This is a genomic window from Thermostilla marina (assembly GCF_054657455.1).
This window is the reverse complement of the sequence record NZ_BAAHYR010000001.1, coordinates 90,847-108,050: the sequence shown is the minus strand read 5'-3', so window position 1 is coordinate 108,050 and position 17,204 is coordinate 90,847. Positions and strand designations below refer to the sequence as shown.

The 17,204-nt window shown below is 61.1% G+C and carries 14 protein-coding genes; 8 read left to right on the top strand and 6 right to left on the bottom strand.

Annotated elements, in window-relative coordinates; all coding sequences use genetic code 11:
- Positions 1 to 2 precede the first annotated feature (2 nt).
- Entirely contained in the window at positions 3 to 1,442 is a 1,440-nt protein-coding gene (locus ACYQ2I_RS00400) for a sulfatase family protein (protein ID WP_460165002.1), read from the top strand.
- 99 nt (positions 1,443 to 1,541) lie between these two features.
- On the opposite strand, the gene ACYQ2I_RS00395 is transcribed toward ACYQ2I_RS00400, so the two are convergent.
- Together ACYQ2I_RS00395 and ACYQ2I_RS00390 are read right to left on the bottom strand one after the other, a co-directional pair.
- On the bottom strand, positions 1,542 to 2,051 hold the full coding sequence (locus ACYQ2I_RS00395; RefSeq protein WP_460165001.1) for a hypothetical protein: 510 nt from the start codon (positions 2,049 to 2,051) through the stop codon (positions 1,542 to 1,544).
- A gap of 797 nt (positions 2,052 to 2,848) precedes the next feature.
- On the bottom strand, positions 2,849 to 3,184 hold the full coding sequence (locus tag ACYQ2I_RS00390) for a hypothetical protein (protein WP_460165000.1): 336 nt from the start codon (positions 3,182 to 3,184) through the stop codon (positions 2,849 to 2,851).
- A 702-nt stretch (positions 3,185 to 3,886) separates the two neighbouring features.
- Here ACYQ2I_RS00390 and ACYQ2I_RS00385 point away from each other — a divergent pair.
- The gene (locus ACYQ2I_RS00385) at positions 3,887 to 5,269 is read left to right on the top strand and encodes a DUF362 domain-containing protein (RefSeq protein WP_460164999.1); all 1,383 of its coding nucleotides are present in this window, start codon (positions 3,887 to 3,889) and stop codon (positions 5,267 to 5,269) included.
- A 291-nt stretch (positions 5,270 to 5,560) separates the two neighbouring features.
- On the opposite strand, the gene ACYQ2I_RS00380 is transcribed toward ACYQ2I_RS00385, so the two are convergent.
- The 3 genes from ACYQ2I_RS00380 to ACYQ2I_RS00370 all read right to left on the bottom strand — a co-directional run bounded on the left by ACYQ2I_RS00380 (position 5,561) and on the right by ACYQ2I_RS00370 (position 10,353).
- Positions 5,561 to 7,183, bottom strand: a complete 1,623-nt coding sequence (locus ACYQ2I_RS00380; protein ID WP_460164998.1) for a glucoamylase family protein — start codon at positions 7,181 to 7,183, stop codon at positions 5,561 to 5,563.
- A 135-nt stretch (positions 7,184 to 7,318) separates the two neighbouring features.
- Positions 7,319 to 8,713, bottom strand: a complete 1,395-nt coding sequence (locus ACYQ2I_RS00375) for a S26 family signal peptidase (protein ID WP_460168388.1) — start codon at positions 8,711 to 8,713, stop codon at positions 7,319 to 7,321.
- A gap of 143 nt (positions 8,714 to 8,856) precedes the next feature.
- On the bottom strand, positions 8,857 to 10,353 hold the full coding sequence (locus ACYQ2I_RS00370) for a methyltransferase domain-containing protein (RefSeq protein ID WP_460164997.1): 1,497 nt from the start codon (positions 10,351 to 10,353) through the stop codon (positions 8,857 to 8,859).
- Positions 10,354 to 10,842: 489 nt separating this feature from the next.
- Between ACYQ2I_RS00370 and ACYQ2I_RS00365 the strand changes: the two genes are divergently transcribed.
- The 3 genes from ACYQ2I_RS00365 (at position 10,843) to ACYQ2I_RS00355 (ending at position 13,932) form a co-directional block, all read left to right on the top strand.
- Positions 10,843 to 11,988: a Re/Si-specific NAD(P)(+) transhydrogenase subunit alpha gene (locus ACYQ2I_RS00365; protein WP_460164996.1), complete on the top strand. Its 1,146-nt coding sequence runs from the start codon at positions 10,843 to 10,845 to the stop codon at positions 11,986 to 11,988.
- A gap of 110 nt (positions 11,989 to 12,098) precedes the next feature.
- Entirely contained in the window at positions 12,099 to 12,467 is a 369-nt protein-coding gene (locus ACYQ2I_RS00360) for an NAD(P) transhydrogenase subunit alpha part 2 (RefSeq protein ID WP_460164995.1), read from the top strand.
- 82 nt (positions 12,468 to 12,549) lie between these two features.
- Positions 12,550 to 13,932 carry an NAD(P)(+) transhydrogenase (Re/Si-specific) subunit beta gene (locus tag ACYQ2I_RS00355; protein WP_460164994.1) on the top strand — a complete coding sequence of 461 codons (1,383 nt, stop codon included), beginning with the start codon at positions 12,550 to 12,552 and terminating at the stop codon, positions 13,930 to 13,932.
- 20 nt (positions 13,933 to 13,952) lie between these two features.
- Here the strand turns inward: ACYQ2I_RS00355 and ACYQ2I_RS00350 are convergent, their stop codons facing one another.
- The gene (locus tag ACYQ2I_RS00350) at positions 13,953 to 14,372 is read right to left on the bottom strand and encodes a DUF4186 domain-containing protein (RefSeq protein ID WP_460164993.1); all 420 of its coding nucleotides are present in this window, start codon (positions 14,370 to 14,372) and stop codon (positions 13,953 to 13,955) included.
- 73 nt (positions 14,373 to 14,445) lie between these two features.
- Here ACYQ2I_RS00350 and ACYQ2I_RS00345 point away from each other — a divergent pair, with 73 nt between their 5' ends.
- The 3 genes from ACYQ2I_RS00345 to mqnC all read left to right on the top strand — a co-directional run bounded on the left by ACYQ2I_RS00345 (position 14,446) and on the right by mqnC (position 17,193).
- Complete coding sequence (locus ACYQ2I_RS00345; protein ID WP_460164992.1) at positions 14,446 to 15,252, top strand: Nif3-like dinuclear metal center hexameric protein; 807 nt, start codon at positions 14,446 to 14,448, stop codon at positions 15,250 to 15,252.
- An 80-nt stretch (positions 15,253 to 15,332) separates the two neighbouring features.
- Positions 15,333 to 16,169: a menaquinone biosynthetic enzyme MqnA/MqnD family protein gene (locus tag ACYQ2I_RS00340; protein WP_460164991.1), complete on the top strand. Its 837-nt coding sequence runs from the start codon at positions 15,333 to 15,335 to the stop codon at positions 16,167 to 16,169.
- Positions 16,123 to 17,193 (top strand): cyclic dehypoxanthinyl futalosine synthase, encoded by a 1,071-nt coding sequence (gene mqnC / locus ACYQ2I_RS00335; RefSeq protein WP_460164990.1) that lies wholly within the window; start codon positions 16,123 to 16,125, stop codon positions 17,191 to 17,193. The genes ACYQ2I_RS00340 and mqnC overlap by 47 nt, the downstream gene beginning before the upstream one ends.
- Positions 17,194 to 17,204 lie beyond the last annotated feature (11 nt).

Genomic DNA, 17,204 nt, shown 5'->3' with positions numbered 1-17,204 from the left:
CCATGGTTGCTGCGTTCAGAATGTCGCTGATCGGGTTGGTGCTCGGTTGCCTGTTGAGTTGCGGCGCGCTTGCTGCGGCGGGGGCCGAAACGACGCGGCCGAATTTCGTGATCATCTTCACCGACGATCAAGGTTACCAGGACGTCGGTTGCTTCGGCTCGCCGAACATCGAGACGCCGCGCTTGGACGAGATGGCCCGCGAAGGCATGCGGTTCACCAGCTTCTACGCGCAAACCGTTTGCGGTCCTTCCCGCGCGGCACTGATGACAGGCTGCTATCCGCTGCGGGTGGCGAAAAAGAACAACACCGTGACGATCCATCCCCTGCTCCATACGAAAGAAATCACGATTGCCGAGGTACTGAAGCCCTTGGGCTACGCGACGGCCTGTTTCGGCAAATGGGATCTGGCCGGGCACAGTCAGCGCGGCTACGCCCCCGAGTTGTTGCCCACACATCAAGGCTTCGATTACTTCTTCGGTACGCCGACCAGCAACGACAGCTTCGTCGATTTGCTGCGGAACGAAACCGTCATCGAAGCCAAGGCCGACCTGAATACGCTCACGCAGCGCTATACCGACGAGGTCTTGCAATTCATTCGCCGACATGCCGACGAGCCCTTCTTCGTGTATCTTCCCCACTCGATGCCGCACACGAAGTTGGGTGTCTCGGATGCCTTTCGCGGTCGTTCGAAACGCGGCCTTTACGGCGACGTGATCGAAGAACTCGACTATCACGTCGGGCGGATACTCGATACGCTTCGCGAATTGAACCTGGCCGAAAACACCTACGTAATCTTCACCAGCGACAACGGGCCGTGGTACAAACAGGGGCCGCACGGCGGATCGGCGTTTCCTCTGCGTGGTGCGAAGACCTCGACCTGGGAGGGCGGCCTGCGCGTGCCGTGCATCATGTGGGCGCCGGGACGGATTCCGCCGGGAACCGTCTGCGACGAAATCGCCGCCACGATCGACATCTTGCCTACCTTCGCCAAGCTGGCCGGTGCTCCTTTGCCGCAAGACCGCATCATCGACGGACGCGATATCAGCGACCTGATGCACGGTAAGCCGGGCGCGACGAGTCCGCACGAAGCATATTACTATTACCAGCACACGCATCTTCAGGCGGTTCGCAGCGGACGTTGGAAGCTGCACTTGCCGCGTCCCGACGAACCGCCCTGGTGCCCGAAATGGGGCCCGCATATCGCACCGGAAGATGTGATCGACATCCCGCGGCCGATGCTGTTCGACCTGGAAAGCGACATCGGCGAGCGTCACGACGTGGCCGATGCCCATCCGGACATCGTCCGCCGCCTGTTGGACCTGGCCGAAAAAGCGCGTGCCGATATCGGCGATTACGATCGGATCGGCGCAGGCGCACGCTTCTTCGACCCGCAGCCGAAACGCCCGGATATCGCCGCCATGAAGAAAATGCCGGGCAAGTGAGGCTCCCTCGGGCCGTGCACAAGAAGCGGTTTCTTGCCGTCCCGAGCCGCGATTGTCGACTACCCGCCGCAGGCTGCAAAGAGATTCTGCAACGGGCTGTTAGACAGACGCAGCTTCAGCAGATGCAATCTCATGCAAGACAACCTCGCGATACTTCTCCTTCGAGATGTGGTGACTGTAGTGCGTTAACGGCACCAGAAGCGAGTAGTCATCAGGGCTTAGGTTCTGCATTAACAAGCGAAACGCTGCCCGGCCGAAGACCAGAAGCTTGGGCTTGGGAACGCCGAGGTCCGCAATTTCGGCCCGCAGCTTCCGAATGTGGCTGTCAACCACTTCGGGGTGCATCTTGAGATACGCCATCAGCTTGCCGGATACCGGTTCCACGAACCCCTTGATCACGTCCGTCATGTAGGCGCCCCAGTACCGAGTACCCTCAAAGGCGAACCTGATCTTGTAGTCGTTGGCGACACTGCTCGGGTCGTGGAAATTGCGGAATGGCTCTTCCGGGAAAGCCCGGGAGATGTTGAGCCCGACCATCACAACCGACGGGTTGAGCTGCTCCAGCAGCAGTGGATTGGCGACAGGGTCGAGCACGGAGAGGTCGCCCATGTTCGACTTCGGGGGACCGAACGCCGGCGCCCAGATAGCCCAACTAGCGTAGGAACCGTGACGACGTTTGATCAACTCGAATCTAGCCGCATCGATCACGGGACGTCCTCTCTAACAGCCCATTGCAAAATCCCATTAAGACTGCGGTTGATTATAGAGACTAGTGGCACGAACCGGCAAGGAATAAGTTTGTGGGACCAATTTTCTGACGGCACGATGCTCGGATGCAGAAAAAGGCTTCGACAGCCGACGGTTCTTACCTGCCCGGGCTATTCCGGCGCGCGAGGTCAAAACGGCCGTTGGGCCTTATTCGATTTTACACGATCCCCAAACCCCGCTTGTGCAACGGGCTGATAGTGGCCGAACTGGTGTTCTGCGGATTCCCCTGACCCTGCCAAGCGGTGGTCGACTGATACTGGTACTCGTAATCGTCGTGGGTGCCGTTCTGGTAGGTCCCGCCGCTGGCCCAGGTCTCGGCATCAAGCCACCAGTGGTCCTCCCACTGGCGGTGGTACACGGAGTCCGCCGATCCCGTGGCCGTGGCCGAGCGCAGATTGCCACCACAGGGGGCGCCACCGTTCCGTTACATCGGGCACGCTGCCCTTGGTCCAGCGACAGCTCCGGTGCAACGGCCTGCCGCGTCTGGCGCCAAACGCACTAGCCCCATCGCCATGTCCTGGGTGTGCCACCCACGCTGCAAACGCGCTGGCTGATGCACCACGTACTTGACGAAGTTCCCTATCACCCGACACACATAGCAGGGAATTGTCGTGATGAGAAACAGGGGACACTGTGAGCTACAGCCTGCCCTTCAAAAGCCGTTGCTTAACAACCGCCCACAAGCGCTGCGTCACAGAAACACGCCGGGAAGAGCTTTCGTCTTCATCGCCTCGATGCAACTCAGTGAACACGCCGATTACGCATGGGGGAGAATTACTCGTGAGCACCTCGTAATCTTCCAAGTGGATATGCTCATTTTGCTTTGTTCGGTCTACCTGCTCCTTCAGCTTTGTGAGAAGTTCTATGAGTCTAAGCAATCCTTCATATGTCATATCAATCGAGAGCTGCGCCTTACGAAAAGAAATCTCTACCTCGCCATCACTAAATCGCGGCGGAAGCAAGTTTTCACGCATTACCATCTCCAGAAATGCCAGTGCATAAAAGGCTTATGAGCATCGGCCCAATCAACCCGAAACCCTACTCTGCCTGGCCGGCTCATTACCCGTACCACGTTGGTTCGCGAGAGTACAGTAAACTCCGCGACAGGTTTACCTCCAAGCACAGTTACTTCTACTACTGCTGTTGCCCCTGCGGCTGCGTCGGCTGCACCGGCGGCTATGAGGGAAACCTGGGAACCGAGCAGTACTTTATCGCGGATCTCTAACAGCCCGTCGCAAAATCCCATTACGATTACGGCTGATTGTAGAGAATAGCGGCACGAACCGGCAAGGAATAAGTTTGTGGGACCAATTTTCTGACGGCGCGATGCTCGGACGCGAAAAAGGGTTTCGACAGCCGACGGTTCTTACCTGCCCGGGGTATTCCGGCGCGCGAGGTCAAAACGGCCGTTGGGCCGTATTCGACCTTACACGATCCCCAATCCCCGCTTGTGCAACGGGCTGATAGGGCACAACCGCGAGGATCTGCAACCGTAGGCGCGCCGGTGCAAATCGAGGGGAAGGGGGGCCGTTCTCGCCAACGATGCAATCGGCGGCTACACGCTTGGCTCTCCAAACCTCGTCGTTCTCGCCGAAATTACATATGCCTTTCCCTCGTTCGCGCGGTATATTGTGGACAATGCCGTTTCTGCCCTGTTGCCTGCGGAGGTCGAAGCCATGAACCGTCCCCCACACGATCCGTTCGTCCACGAGAATCATGATCCCACACGGATCCACCGCCGTCGTTTCGTCGAAGGGGCTGCGTTGTTGGGCGGCCTTGTCGCCGGGCGAAAACTGCGTGCGGCTCCTGCCGAGGAACGTCACGCCCCGCTCTCACCGGTCGGCAAAGGACGCGGCGTTTGCCCCGGTCGTGTCGTGTGGGCGCACGATCCGGGCGCCGTCCTTTGGAACGGTCCGCAAGACGGCTATTGGTGGAAAGGGGAAAACGTCTCCTACGTCCGCGTCGGCAACATGGTCCGACAAGCCGTCTGCCTGACTGCCGGAAAGACGAATCTCGCCGACGCCTGGACCGCTTTGTTCACCGCTCACAACCAGGCACGCGGAAAAGGTGCCGTCGGCTATCGCCCCGGCGAGAAGATCGCGATCAAGCCGAACTGGGTGGGCATGATCTTCCACGAAGGGCTCGTCGATCCCGAAACCTATACTTGGATTCGACGCCACAACTACATGAACACGTCGCCGCATGTCATCATGGCGGTCCTCGATCAACTCACCACGACCGCCGGCGTACGTCAGGAAGACATCACCATCGTCGACACGCTCGCCTACGTCGTCCACGAGTATTACGACATCATCCACGGCGCTTTCCCCGAGGTTCGCTTCGAAGATTATGCCGGCAAGTTCGGACGCATCAAGGTACAAGAGTCGGAGGTGCCTTTGTACTGGAGTTCGCGCCCGCAAGACGTGCGGACGGATTTGCTTCCCACCTGTTTCGCGCAAGCGGAATACCTGATCAACATCGCCAACTTCAAGGCCCACACCGGCGGCGGCGTCACGTTGTGCGCCAAGAACCATTACGGCTCGCTCATCCGCTGGCCGGCGCAGAAAGACTACTACAACATTCACCCGGAGTGCTTCTCGACCGCCGAGGGCATCTACCGGCCGCTGGTCGATCTGATGGGCCACGCTCACCTGGGCGGCAAAACGGTTCTGTACATGATCGACGGCCTTTTCTCGGGCACGCATCCTCGCGACCCCGAACCGCAACGCATGACGATTCCACCGATGGAAGGCCAATGGTCGTGCAGCGTGTTCGCATCGCAAGACCCGGTGGCGATCGACTCGGTCGCGTTCGACTTTCTCTCGGCGAACGGATTTCCGCACGCGAACAAAGGCGGTGTCGACGACTATCTGCACGAGGCCGCCCTCGCCGACGCGCCGCCGTCGGGCACGTTCTACGATCCGAACCATGCGGAGCCGACCGAGCGATTGGCAAGCCTCGGCGTGCACGAGCACTGGAACGATCCACGAGAAAAGAAGTATTCGCGCAACCTGGGCAAGCCCGAGGGCATCGAGTTGATTCCCTATCGTGCGGCGTGAGCGCGCCGCTCGGCGGGTGCATCAACCCACCGCTTCGCAACCGGTTGCCCAAGCCGGCTTTGGGGATCGTTTGAAGTCGATTAAGGCCCGGCGGCAGTGTGGGGCGCACGCAACACGTGCCGCGGCAACGGAAGTCCGAACCATGTTCGCAATATTACCGCCCGGTTGTCGCCGATCCCTCGCACGACGTGTTGTTTCTTCACTTCTGCCGGGCATCACACTGAAAACAATGCTTCCGTGGCGCTTTGTGCCGTTCGGCGCGACCGTCGCCCGCAGACCGTAAAGCGGTTTTCAACGGGGCTGTTCGGCCAGGCGTTCCAACAGTCGCTCGATCTCCGGGTTTCGCATGAACATGCGCCAACATAGTTGTGTTCGAAAGTTTTCGATCATACACACGATCGGCCCTTGATCGATCGCAATGTAGCTGGGAGCGAACCAGTCACGATCGATGTTGAACGCATCGCGAAATCCGAAGGGACCCCATAGCCGTGATCCGTACTCGTAATAGTAATGTTTGAGCGCGGCGATCGATTCGGCGGGCGTGTAAGGCATCGAACCGAGTGCCGCCGTGGGGGCCACCGTGCCGTCGTCGCGCAGCGGATCGCGCGCGGCGTAGCCGTCGGGGCCGTCGCAGGCCGTCAGGCCCCACACCGTCGGCCCGTAGTCCTTGTGCCCGGCGGGATTCGCCTTTGCGTAGGCGTGATGAATCAAGGCGATGCGGCGGCTGTTGTCGAAATAGTTGCAATAACGGTCCCGCCATCGTCGCGGATCGAATCCCATGAACGAATAATGCGTCCAAAACAGGGGACCGCCCATCGGCTTGCCCACCGGCAACACATGACCGTAGTACGTGTTCCCGTTGCGATAGCGAGGTCTTCCGGCCCACCCTTTTTCGTAGCAGTCGGGCGGAATCGGATGCGTCGGCGACGCGATCGCCAACAGGTACGTGATCATGCACTCGTTGTAACCGACGATCGGTAGATTCTTCTTCCATCCGTGGTTCGGCGACCAATGCCAATAAAGCCGCTTTTCGTCCGGTCGCTGCGTGAAGAAGTCCCACTCGACCTCGTGCCACAGCCGCGTGACGCGGTCGCGGATTTCGGTCTCGACGGCGTTGCTTCGATCGAAGTAGCCGCGGACGGTAAGCATCCCTTGGATCAAGAACGACGTTTCGACCAGATCGGCGCCGTCGTCGATGCCTTCCCGGTCGAAAGGGATCGTCTCGCCTGTTTGTCCGTCGAGCCAATGCGCCCAGGCCCCGTGGTAGCGCCGCGCCCTCTCTTGGAGAAACGTGATGATCTGCAACACGCGTGTTGCCGCAGCCTCGCGTGATACGAAGCCGCGTTCGGCGCCCACCATGAGCGCCATCAGGCCGAACCCCGTGCCGCCGCTTGCACATGCCGCCCGACGATTCACGTCGGGCAGCCGTCCGACGCGGGCCCGTTCGAATGCCAAACCGCCGACCGGATGCGCGTAGTCCCAAACGTAGCGAAACGCCGCTTCCTGCACCGAAGAAAGCAATTCATTCTCGTCCATCGAGCGAGGAACGGCAGAAACCACCGCCGAAGTTCGATTGCCTTCGGCATCGGCGATCCGGTAATAAAACGCCGAGTTGTTCTCATCGACGAAATCGCTGTACACGCAACCTTGGTACGGTGTCGCCGTGATCGGCTCGAACGGCCCGTGTTCTTCCCGCGCGCGGTACACCACAAATCCGGCGCGTTGTGTGTTCCAGTCGGCCTGCCAACGCAGGTCGATACGTCGATCGTGTGCCGTAGCCTGCAACGACCAGGCATTGCCGACATTACCGACGGCGTCTCGGAAACCCATTGAAGTCAAGGCCGCGGCACCGGCCGCCTTGAGCCAATCACGACGCGTCGACGTCGCACGTTCGATTCTCGGCAAATAAGACATGGCGGGAAACTCGGAAGGTTGAAAGAACGCGCTACCCGGCCGGGCGGCGCAGGACGTGCTACTTCTCGATTGTAGTCAGCTTTCCGATCGCACGCGAAAAACGCCCCGATCGAACCTTCGGGCAAAACCTTCCGATCAACGGACGGGAATCGATTCGCGGCGGTTCAATCGACGCGCCGGGCCGATGAGATACTCCCTCGGCACACCGGGCCCGGCCTGCCACGTGCGGCTATCGTCGGAAACGCCCGGATGGTCGCCCAATACGAAGTATTCGTCGGGCCCCAAGACGACGGTGCCGGCATTCGTTCCCGGGATCGACCGGTAATACACGTCGCGCCACGTCGTCAACCGTTCGATCGACAACGCGGGACCGCCGTAGAGGTTTCCCACGGCCCATTCCAGCGGCCGATCGTGCGGCCACTGCATTTCCGGCGGCAACCGCCCCTGAACGACGATCGCACCATCGTACGTAACTTGTACGATGCGATCCACGATGGAGACCTCGACCGTCGCTGAGCCGTCGGGGGGAAGCCCGCCGCACTCAATGACGTCGGTGACCATCGCATACTCGAAATTACTCAATACGCGACAAGGCCGACGATCCCGCAGCGGGACGTCGAACCACAATACGTGGTCGTCATGCCTCAAACGCACCCAGAATGAATTCGCCTTTTCCGTCGAGACGACGATTTCCAAGCCGCCCTCGGCAACGGCAACGTTCCCGCGAGTACGATCGGGGGTATAGTACGCGAAATCGGTGACCGGCCCGCCTGTCGGTCGATGGACGAGCCAATCGACGGCTTCGTCGGGCGACACGGCGCGGCGTACCCGCGGATCGGTTTTCGCTACGCTCGGCGATCGAAACGCCCAACGGCCCGGTTCCGCCTCGTGCCAGGCGCTCTCGGCCGCCGCGTGCCAGCGAGATGGAATCACGTCGGGATTTCCCAAGCGACGATCCTCCGTCGTGTCGACCCGCACCGCCGTTTGCCGGATCAGCCACCACGGTTTTCGCTGCCGCTTTCCGTCGATGAAGACATCGCCCTCGGCCAGTCGCACACGCTCACCGGGTAAGCCGATGATGCGTTTCACGATCCATTGGGCGGGCGCATCGGGGTTGCGCAATACGACGGCTTCCCACCGCCGCGGCGGACGCGCCAACCAAGGGACCCGCAACACGGCTACGACATCTCCGGGAACGCGACGAACGAGCTCGCCCTCGCCTCGACGGCCGCACGCCGGGCACAAAAACTTCGACATCGATATCGGGAATTCGACGGCCGTTTCGATCCCGCAGGCCGAACACCGCACGACGGCATGTTCGCCGAGGAATGTCGGCACCATCGACGAGCCGGCGATTCGCAGCGGAAACCAGCAGCCGCTGACGAACCATCCTTCGACGATCAATGCGGCCAACAACAACAAGACGACGGTCTCCACGACTTGTCGCACGAAGCGTCCCGCCGTAGAAACACGGTTCGTCGGGGCGTCCTCAGGAGAATACCCGTCGTTGTCGGCAGCTCGATCGATCATCACCGAATGACATTCGCGACGGCGAAAAGCGGAAGATTCACCGGGTATTGTGAGCCGAATTCCGCTCGATCGAAAGCCACCCCGCCGGAGAAGCACGAGGCATTGTCGACAATCGGCAATTCGCGGCCGCCGGTGCCTCGCATTCAGCGCCGTCGCACGCCCGTCACTACAACGTGCGGTACGCTGCCCAACGCGCCCGCTCCGGCGGTCAACAACGCCTGCGAAACGTTTCCGCAATGCGACTGCATCCAGCGGACGATCTGTTCCGGCTTGAAATCCTGCTCCCACGAGAACCGCGTCCGTCGCTTGTGGACCGGCTCGATCAACAGCACACCGCCGCCGGGACGAACGATGCGACACAATTCGGCCACGGCGTCCTCAGGCACCAGAGAATGGCACAAGGCATCGACGGCAAACGCCCCGTCGAACGCGCCGTCGGGATACGGAACCCGCAGCATGCTTCCCTGGACCGGCTGCACACCCGGCGGAAGCTTCCGTAAAAGCGGCAACGCGAAATCGATCCCGGCGAACCCGAGATTCGGACACCATTGCATCACGAACCGCAGGTAGCGACCGTCGCCGCAACCGACATTCGCAATCACCGCCTCGGCAGGAAATCCTCCCAGCCAATGCCGAACGGCCTGGACCCGCGGATCGTTCGATTCCAGCGATTCTTGTTGTTCGACTTTTTCAAACCCGCATTCGACGCGGGCGAAGGCGGCATCGAGAAACAACTTGGCGGCCGCCAATCGAACCGGCGAATAACGGTCGCCGTTTTCTGCCGCCAGAAAGCCGCCGTCCGGTTTCTGCATCGCCTCGAGGCGTTGATAGACCGCTTCTCCAAGCGCGTCTTCCCCCAGGCGAAACCATGCAAGGGCCGCCCAACCGAGCGTGACGGCCGAAGCGGCCTCACCGCCTGTGAGTCCGCCGTTTCTGCCTTGGCGTTCACGCAACATCGCAACGGCCGGCGCAGCCGCCTTCGGTTTTCCCCACTCCAAGAACCGCACGATCGTCTGGGCGAGCAAATCGGTACGATCCGGGATCGGATTCGCATGCGGATGGCCGATCCACCACTCGACGGCCCGCAGCGCCGCCGAAGTCCAATCGGTATCCGGCCAACGTCGGCCGGCGGCAAGCAGGGCGTACAAATCGGGCGTCGTCCGAAACAGCACCCCCTCGGGCCGACTCCACGGCCGATGCGACGGCGGCACGAGTCGACCATCCGAGGCCACCCATTCGCGTAAGAACCGAGCCGCCTTTTCGGCGCAGGAAGCGTAATCGCTCATCTCGGGATAGACGGCCGACCAGCCGCGCACGGCCCCGGCGGTCGCCTGGAAGACGTGCTCGGGGAGTTTCGAGTTGGAGACGGAACCGTCGGGTTGCTGTTGCGTGCGCAGCCATGCGGCCGAGCGCTCGGCGGCCTCGCGACGGCCGAACAGCATCAACGTTTCGAGGACGCCTCCGGCGGTTTCGACGAGCATCGGTTTGGCCGGCAAGATCGAAAAATCACAATCGGCCAAATACCGCACGGCGGCCGCCACCGCCTTCGGATTCGACCGACGCCCGAACCTTTGAAATAGTCGTCCCAACCACGAGCCGCCGACGGCGGTACGCCGGAAGCCTTCCGACCCGGAGCCCATGATCCGCCTCCCGCAAATCAGGATCAGCGACCGATTGAAGAACCCACCGTCGATGTACCGAGCGAGTTCCGGCAGCCGCGACTTGGTCTCGTATCCGACAAACCACGGCCCCACGCAAGACGACCGGAATTTGGCGTGGTCGAGCCGTGCCGCGTCGCATTAGGGCGTCGTTTCGATGGTGCCGGGACCATCATACGTCGGCGAGAGAGCCCATGACAAGCATTCGGTCGATTCTCGGGGAGCGTCCGAGCACAGCCCTTTTATCCCCCCACAACCAGAAAGATCGCCAAACTCTTTCAGGGGGGGAGGGATTGAGTGTCAACGGAAATCCACAGAAAATGGGTAATCTCGATTTGGCTTGCAGGTGTGTGCCGCGGCCTCAAAGCAACGGATACAACTGTTTGAATTGTCGAAAACTCTACGACGTCGCCCGGCGGCGTTTCGATTGCCCGTCTTTGCTTCCGTCGTCCAAAGCCCAGAGAATCGATCATGATCGTAGGCATCCTCAAGGAAACATTTCCCGGCGAACGACGCACGGCGCTGATTCCCGCTCAGGTGCCGGCGCTAACGAAGGCGGGATTCACGGTTCGAGTCGAGCGTGGGGCCGGTACCGCCGCCGGCTTTCCCGATGAGGAATATCAGGAGAAGGGCGCCGAACTCGTCGATCGGAGCGAGGTCCTGGCTGCCGATATCCTCTTGGCGATCCGCTGGGATTTGCCCGAGGCCGAAGAACAGACGCTCCGCGATTCGATCGCCGGCGGCAAGGTGCTGATCGGGACGTGGGACCCGTTGTTGCGGGCGGAGAAGATCAAAGCCTGGGCCGAAAAAGGCGTGACGCTGTTCGCCTTGGAACTCTTGCCCCGCATTACCCGCGCGCAGAGCATGGACATCCTTTCGTCGATGGCCACGCTGGCCGGGTACCGGGCCGTTCTCTTGGCGGCCGAGGCGTTGCCCAAGATCTTTCCCATGATGATGACCGCCGCCGGCACGTTGGCCCCGGCGAAAGTCTTCATCGTCGGCGCCGGAGTGGCCGGATTGCAGGCGATCAGTACCGCCCGCCGCTTGGGCGCGGTCGTATCGGCCTACGACGTGCGCCCCGCCGTCAAAGAACAAGTCGAAAGTCTCGGCGGCAAGTTCGTGGAAATCGAACTCGAAAACCAAGAAGCCGAGGATCAAGGCGGGTACGCCAAAGAGCTGGGCGAAGAGTTCTATCGCAAGCAGCGTGAGATGATGCTGCGGGTGGTCGCCGAGTCCGACGTCGTCATCACTACCGCGGCGATTCCCGGTAAGAAAGCGCCGCTTTTGGTCACCAAAGAAATGGTCGCCGCAATGCGGCCGGGCAGCGTCATCGTCGACCTTGCCGCCGAACGCGGCGGGAACTGTGAGCTGACCAAAGCGGGAGAGACGGTCGTCGAAAACGGCGTCACGATTATCGGACCGGTGAACCTGCCTTCGGCGGTGCCGTACCACGGTAGCCAGATGTTCTCCAAGAACGTCCAAACGTTCCTGGCCAACATGACCAAAGACGGAAAACTCGAGATCGACACCGAAGACGAAATCATCCGCGATACGCTCGTCGCACGCGACGGAAAAATCGTCAATGAACGCGTCCTCGAGCGTTTGAACGACGCATGAAGATGTATCCTTTTACCCGATCACCTCGATCGATTGGAAAGCCGCGAGGTTCCTGATCGATCGCACATGCGATCGCCGACAGAAAACAGCCGATCATACGGAGCCGTCCCATGTTTTCCTTTTTCGTACTCGCTGAAGCCCTCCAAGAGCAAGCCGCCGATGCAGCTCAAGCGGCGCAACAAACCGTCGAGGCCGCAGGCGGATTGCCGATTACCGTCGGATTGACCATCTTCGTGCTGGCCGTCTTCGTAGGCTTCGAAATCATCACGAAGATTCCGCCGACCTTGCACACCCCGTTGATGTCGGGTTCGAACGCGATCTCGGGCATTACGCTGGTGGGTGCTTTGCTGGCAGGCGGATCGGGCCACTCGTTCCTGGCCACGACGCTGGGCTTTTTGGCGATCGTGATGGCGACCATCAACGTCGTAGGCGGCTTCTTGGTCACCGACCGCATGCTGCACATGTTCAAACGCAAGTGACCGGGTTTTGCAACAGGGCTGTTGCCCACGTATCGGTGAACATTTCTCCCGCTCCCGAATCGCGAATCAGAGAGTCATATCCGTGGACAAGCAATCGATCATCACGTTGGCGTATCTGCTTGCATCGGTCCTGTTCATCTTGGGCCTGAAAGGGTTGACGCACCCGCGCAAGGCGGTCCGCGGAAACTGGACCGGCGCCTTGGGTATGCTGGTGGCGATCGTCGCCACGTTGGTGCATCAAGACATCGTCCGATACGAAGTGATCATCGCGGGGCTGATCGTGGGGGCCGTGATCGGAGCGATCATGGCCTACAAAGTACCCATGACCGGTATGCCGCAGATGGTCGCGTTATTGAACGGTTTCGGCGGCGGGGCCTCGGTGTTGGTGGCGGGTGCCGAGATGATCCGCACGCCGCCCGCACCCGTCAGCGACGTCGCCATTGCCACGATGGCCTCGGGGTTGATCGGCGGCGTCACTTTTTGGGGTAGTCTGTTGGCGTTCGCCAAGCTGCAAGAATACAAGTCTTTCCGCAACCCGTGGCGTTACCCGATGCTGCAACCGATCAACGCCCTGTTGGGGCTTTTGCTGTTGGCGGCCGCCGTATGGGGCGTAATGCATCCCGGCCAGATCGGCTTCTATTGGCTGGTCGTCTTGATCGCCTCGGTATTGGGTCTGACGCTGGTCAACCCGATCGGCGGTGCCGACATGCCCGTCGTGATCGCTTTGCTGAACTCATACAGCGGTCTGGCTGCCGCGGCCACCGGGTTCGTGTTGGGCAACTCGGTGTTGATCATCGCCGGTTCCTTGGTGGGAGCCTCGGGCGTAATCCTCACCAGCATCATGTGCAAGGCGATGAACCGGTCGATGTTCAACGTGCTGTTCGGCGTTCTGCAACCGGGCGAAGATTCGCCGGACGCCGACGATGTGTATCGCACGGTCAAGTCGACGTCGGCCGAAGAAGTCGCCATGCTGTTCGACAGCGCGCAAAAAGTCGTGATCGTGCCCGGCTACGGGATGGCCGTCGCTCAAGCACAGCACGCGGTGCGCGACCTGTATCAATTGCTCGAGTCGCGCGGCGTGAACGTTCAATTTGCGATTCACCCGGTCGCGGGGCGCATGCCCGGCCACATGAACGTGTTGCTGGCCGAGGCCGAAATCCCCTACGACCGCCTCAAAGAGATGGACGAGATCAATCCCGAGTTTGCCGAAACCGACGTCGCCTTGGTCATCGGCGCCAACGACGTGGTCAACCCGGTCGCCCGCACCGATCCGAACAGCCCCATCGCGGGCATGCCGATCCTGGACGTCGACAAAGCCCGGACGGTCGTCGTCATCAAGCGAAGCCTCAGCCCCGGTTTCGCCGGGATCCCCAACCCGCTGTTCGCCGCCGAAAACACACTCATGTACTTCGGCGACGGTAAGAAAGCGATCCTCGACCTGGTCAGCGCCATCAAAGAGCAGTAGTCACGTAAGGGCGTTGCCCGTCACGATTCGGACGGACGCTCCAACCGGTCGAAAAGCGACGGCCGGTCGTCTCTGCGTTCGTCGACATCCACCTGCTGCGATTCGAGCCAACGTCGGAGCACGGCCAGCACGTAGCGTATTTCGGCCTCCGAAAGCTCTTTTCCCGGTGCGATGCGGTGCCATTTGCGTAGACAATTGCGGCAACACGTACCGGTTGCGTGTTGCGCGACGAACACCGGGTGCCCCCGCATGGGCGTTTGGCGGCCGTCGTTCGCCGGATGAGCCGGGGCGAGTCGTTGTCGGATGAAATCCTCGGCGTGCGCCATCACCCGTTCGACACCCTGCCGCGCAAGGTATGCGGCATCGGCTTGACTCAGCTTCTGCCGACGGCGAAATTGGCTCTTGGCCAGGGCGGTGAACACCTCGTCCAATGGACGCATCGCTTGCGGCTTTCTGTGGGGCGGAAGATTTCACCGAAACACTTTGTCTACCGTTTACGCGACAGGATACCCCATGACGACGATCCGGTCGATTGCCGATTTCTTGGAAAAATTCGCACCGCTTTCGTTGGCCGAAGACTGGGACAACGTGGGCCTGTTGGTGGGTGATCCCGATGCGACGGTCGCCAAGGTAATGACCTGTTTGACGATCACCGCCGACGTGGTCGCCGAGGCGGTCGCCGAAAACGTCGATTTGATCGTCAGTCATCATCCGCTGCCGTTTCGGCCGCTCAAGCGGGTGACGACCGAGACGATGCCGGGTCGGCTCGTATGGGAATTGGCCAAGGGGGGAATCGCCGTTTACAGTCCGCATACGGCATTCGATTCCGCGCGCGAAGGAATCAACCGCCGCTTGATCGACATCCTCGGTGCCCGTAACATTCGGCCGCTGGTTCCTTTCGAGGCCCCGGCCGCTCCCGATTCCGACGAACCGTCCGGTGCCGGACGCTGCGGCGACCTCGATCCGCCGCTTCCGCTTGCCGAGATCGTAGCGCGATTGAAAGCGTCGCTCGGCTTTTCTCACGCAAAGGTCGTGTGCCCTCGCGAAACGCCGGTACGGCGGGCGGCCGTTGCTTGCGGTGCGGCCGGCACATTCCTTTCCGCGGCCGTCGAGGCCGAGTGCGACCTCCTGGTTCTCGGTGAAACGAACTTTCATACCTGCCTCGAAGCCGAACACGAAAACCTTACCCTCGTGCTGATCGGTCACTATGCCAGTGAACGATTTGCCGTCGAACGACTGGCGGAGGTGTTGGCCGAAGCGTTTCCGGAAGTGTCGGTGCAGGCATCGCAACGGGAACACGATCCCTGCACGTGGATGTGACGGCTCCTGCCGCAAGACACGGCGGCGTCTATAATGAGGTTTTCGGCCGACCCCCGGAAACGACAGGACACGCCCCCGACATGGCCGACAGCACGCTGAAGATCGGAGCCGTTTGTTACTTCAACTCGGCGCCCTTGGTGCATTGCCTGCGGCAGTGCGCGCCGCACGTGCAGATCGTCAAAGACGTCCCCAGCCGTCTTTCGCAGGCCCTCGAAGCCGGCGAGCTGGACGTCGCGTTGATTCCGTCGATCGAGGCCTTACGGTTGTGCGCGGCGGGGCGAGGGCGGGTTGTCTCCGAGCACTGCATCGCTTGCCGGGGGCCGGTGCGAAGCGTCAAACTGTTCAGTCGGGTCGACTGGCCGGAAGTCCGCGTGTTGGCACTCGACGAAGGATCACGAACGAGCGCCGCCTTGGTGCAGATTCTGCTGGCCGAACTGTTCGAGATCCGGCCTGCAACCGTGCCGTTGCCCCTCGGCGCGACACTGGACGATTCGACCGCCGACGCTACGATGCTCATAGGCGATCGCGCCTTCGCGGCCGCGCCCGAAGGCTTCCCCTATGCGTGCGATCTCGGCGAAACATGGTATACGTGGCAGCGGTTGCCGTTCGTGTTCGCCGTATGGACGGCTCGTCCAGAGGTCGATCCCGCGGCCTGTCGAAACATTCTCGACCGCGCGGCAACGAAGGGACTGGCTCAGCGGGACGCGTTGGCCGCGGCGTGGTCGAGAAAACTCGATCTGCCGGTGGATCTTTGCCGGGAATACTTGACCCGAAACCTTTGTTTTACGCTCGGGCCGGAGGAGCGGGCAGGACTTCGCCGCTTCGCGGAACTGGCCCGGGCGCACCAGTTGCCGGAACCGGGAGTCGATCTTGTCTGCGACTTTGAACAACATCCTGGAACGCGTCGTCGAGGGTGAACGCCTCGCACCGGAAGACGCCGTCGAACTGCTCGCACACGGCGATCTGCCCGCCTTGGGCGAGGCGGCCGACGCCGTCTGTCGGCGTATGCACCCGGAAGACTACCGGACGTTCAACATCGATCGGAACATCAACTACACGAACATTTGCGTGGGCGGTTGCCGCTTTTGCGCGTTTTCACGACCGGCCACGGCCGAAGACGCCTACACGATCGCGCAGGACGAATTGTTCCGGAAGATCGAAGAGACGATCGAACTCGGCGGCGATCAGATCTTGCTGCAAGGCGGCATGAATCCCAAGCTGCCCTTGAGCTGGTACGAAGATTTGCTCCGGGCGATCAAAGAACGGTTTCCGCAGATCAACATTCACGGGTTCGGACCGGCCGAAATCGCCTTCTTCGCCGATCAAACGAAACTCTCGATCGAGGAAGTCCTCCGACGGCTGCGCGACGCAGGGCTGGGAAGCCTGCCCGGCGGAGGCGCTGAAATCCTCGTCGATCGCGTGCGATCACAATTGAGCCGCTACAAGGTCGACGCCGACGGTTGGCTGGAAGTGTGCCGCACCTGGCACAAGATGGGCGGACGCGGTTCGGCCACCATGATGTTCGGACACATCGAAACGCCCGCCGATCGCATCGAACACTTGCGGCGACTGCGGGAACTGCAAGATGAAACGGGCGGCTTCACCGCGTTCATCTGCTGGACGTTCCAGCCTGCCCACACCGAACTGGCGCACTTGCGAAAGGTCGGTTCGTTCGAATATCTCAAGACGCTCGCCGTCGCCCGTTTATTCCTCGACAACTTCGCCAACATTCAAGCCAGTTGGGTCACGCAAGGCCCGCGGGTGGGCCTGCTGGCGTTGCGATTCGGCGCCAACGACCTCGGAAGCCTGATGATCGAAGAAAACGTCGTCGCGGCGGCCGGCACCAGCTTCCGCATGAGTGAACAGCAAATGCGGCGCACGATCGAGCACGCCGGATACGTGCCCAAGCGGCGAAACGTCTTCTACGAGCTGCTCGAATAACCGATCGGCAA

What these genes read in the sequence shown, in the direction of transcription:
- ACYQ2I_RS00400 (WP_460165002.1), top strand. Translation starts at nt 3, where the DNA reads ATGGTTGCTGCGTTCAGAATGTCGCTGATCGGGTTGGTGCTCGGTTGC.
- ACYQ2I_RS00395 (WP_460165001.1), bottom strand. Translation starts at nt 2,051, where the DNA reads ATGGGCGACCTCTCCGTGCTCGACCCTGTCGCCAATCCACTGCTGCTG.
- ACYQ2I_RS00390 (WP_460165000.1), bottom strand. Translation starts at nt 3,184, where the DNA reads ATGCGTGAAAACTTGCTTCCGCCGCGATTTAGTGATGGCGAGGTAGAG.
- ACYQ2I_RS00385 (WP_460164999.1), top strand. Translation starts at nt 3,887, where the DNA reads ATGAACCGTCCCCCACACGATCCGTTCGTCCACGAGAATCATGATCCC.
- ACYQ2I_RS00380 (WP_460164998.1), bottom strand. Translation starts at nt 7,183, where the DNA reads ATGTCTTATTTGCCGAGAATCGAACGTGCGACGTCGACGCGTCGTGAT.
- ACYQ2I_RS00375 (WP_460168388.1), bottom strand. Translation starts at nt 8,713, where the DNA reads ATGATCGATCGAGCTGCCGACAACGACGGGTATTCTCCTGAGGACGCC.
- ACYQ2I_RS00370 (WP_460164997.1), bottom strand. Translation starts at nt 10,353, where the DNA reads ATGGGCTCCGGGTCGGAAGGCTTCCGGCGTACCGCCGTCGGCGGCTCG.
- ACYQ2I_RS00365 (WP_460164996.1), top strand. Translation starts at nt 10,843, where the DNA reads ATGATCGTAGGCATCCTCAAGGAAACATTTCCCGGCGAACGACGCACG.
- ACYQ2I_RS00360 (WP_460164995.1), top strand. Translation starts at nt 12,099, where the DNA reads ATGTTTTCCTTTTTCGTACTCGCTGAAGCCCTCCAAGAGCAAGCCGCC.
- ACYQ2I_RS00350 (WP_460164993.1), bottom strand. Translation starts at nt 14,372, where the DNA reads ATGCGTCCATTGGACGAGGTGTTCACCGCCCTGGCCAAGAGCCAATTT.
- ACYQ2I_RS00345 (WP_460164992.1), top strand. Translation starts at nt 14,446, where the DNA reads ATGACGACGATCCGGTCGATTGCCGATTTCTTGGAAAAATTCGCACCG.
- ACYQ2I_RS00340 (WP_460164991.1), top strand. Translation starts at nt 15,333, where the DNA reads ATGGCCGACAGCACGCTGAAGATCGGAGCCGTTTGTTACTTCAACTCG.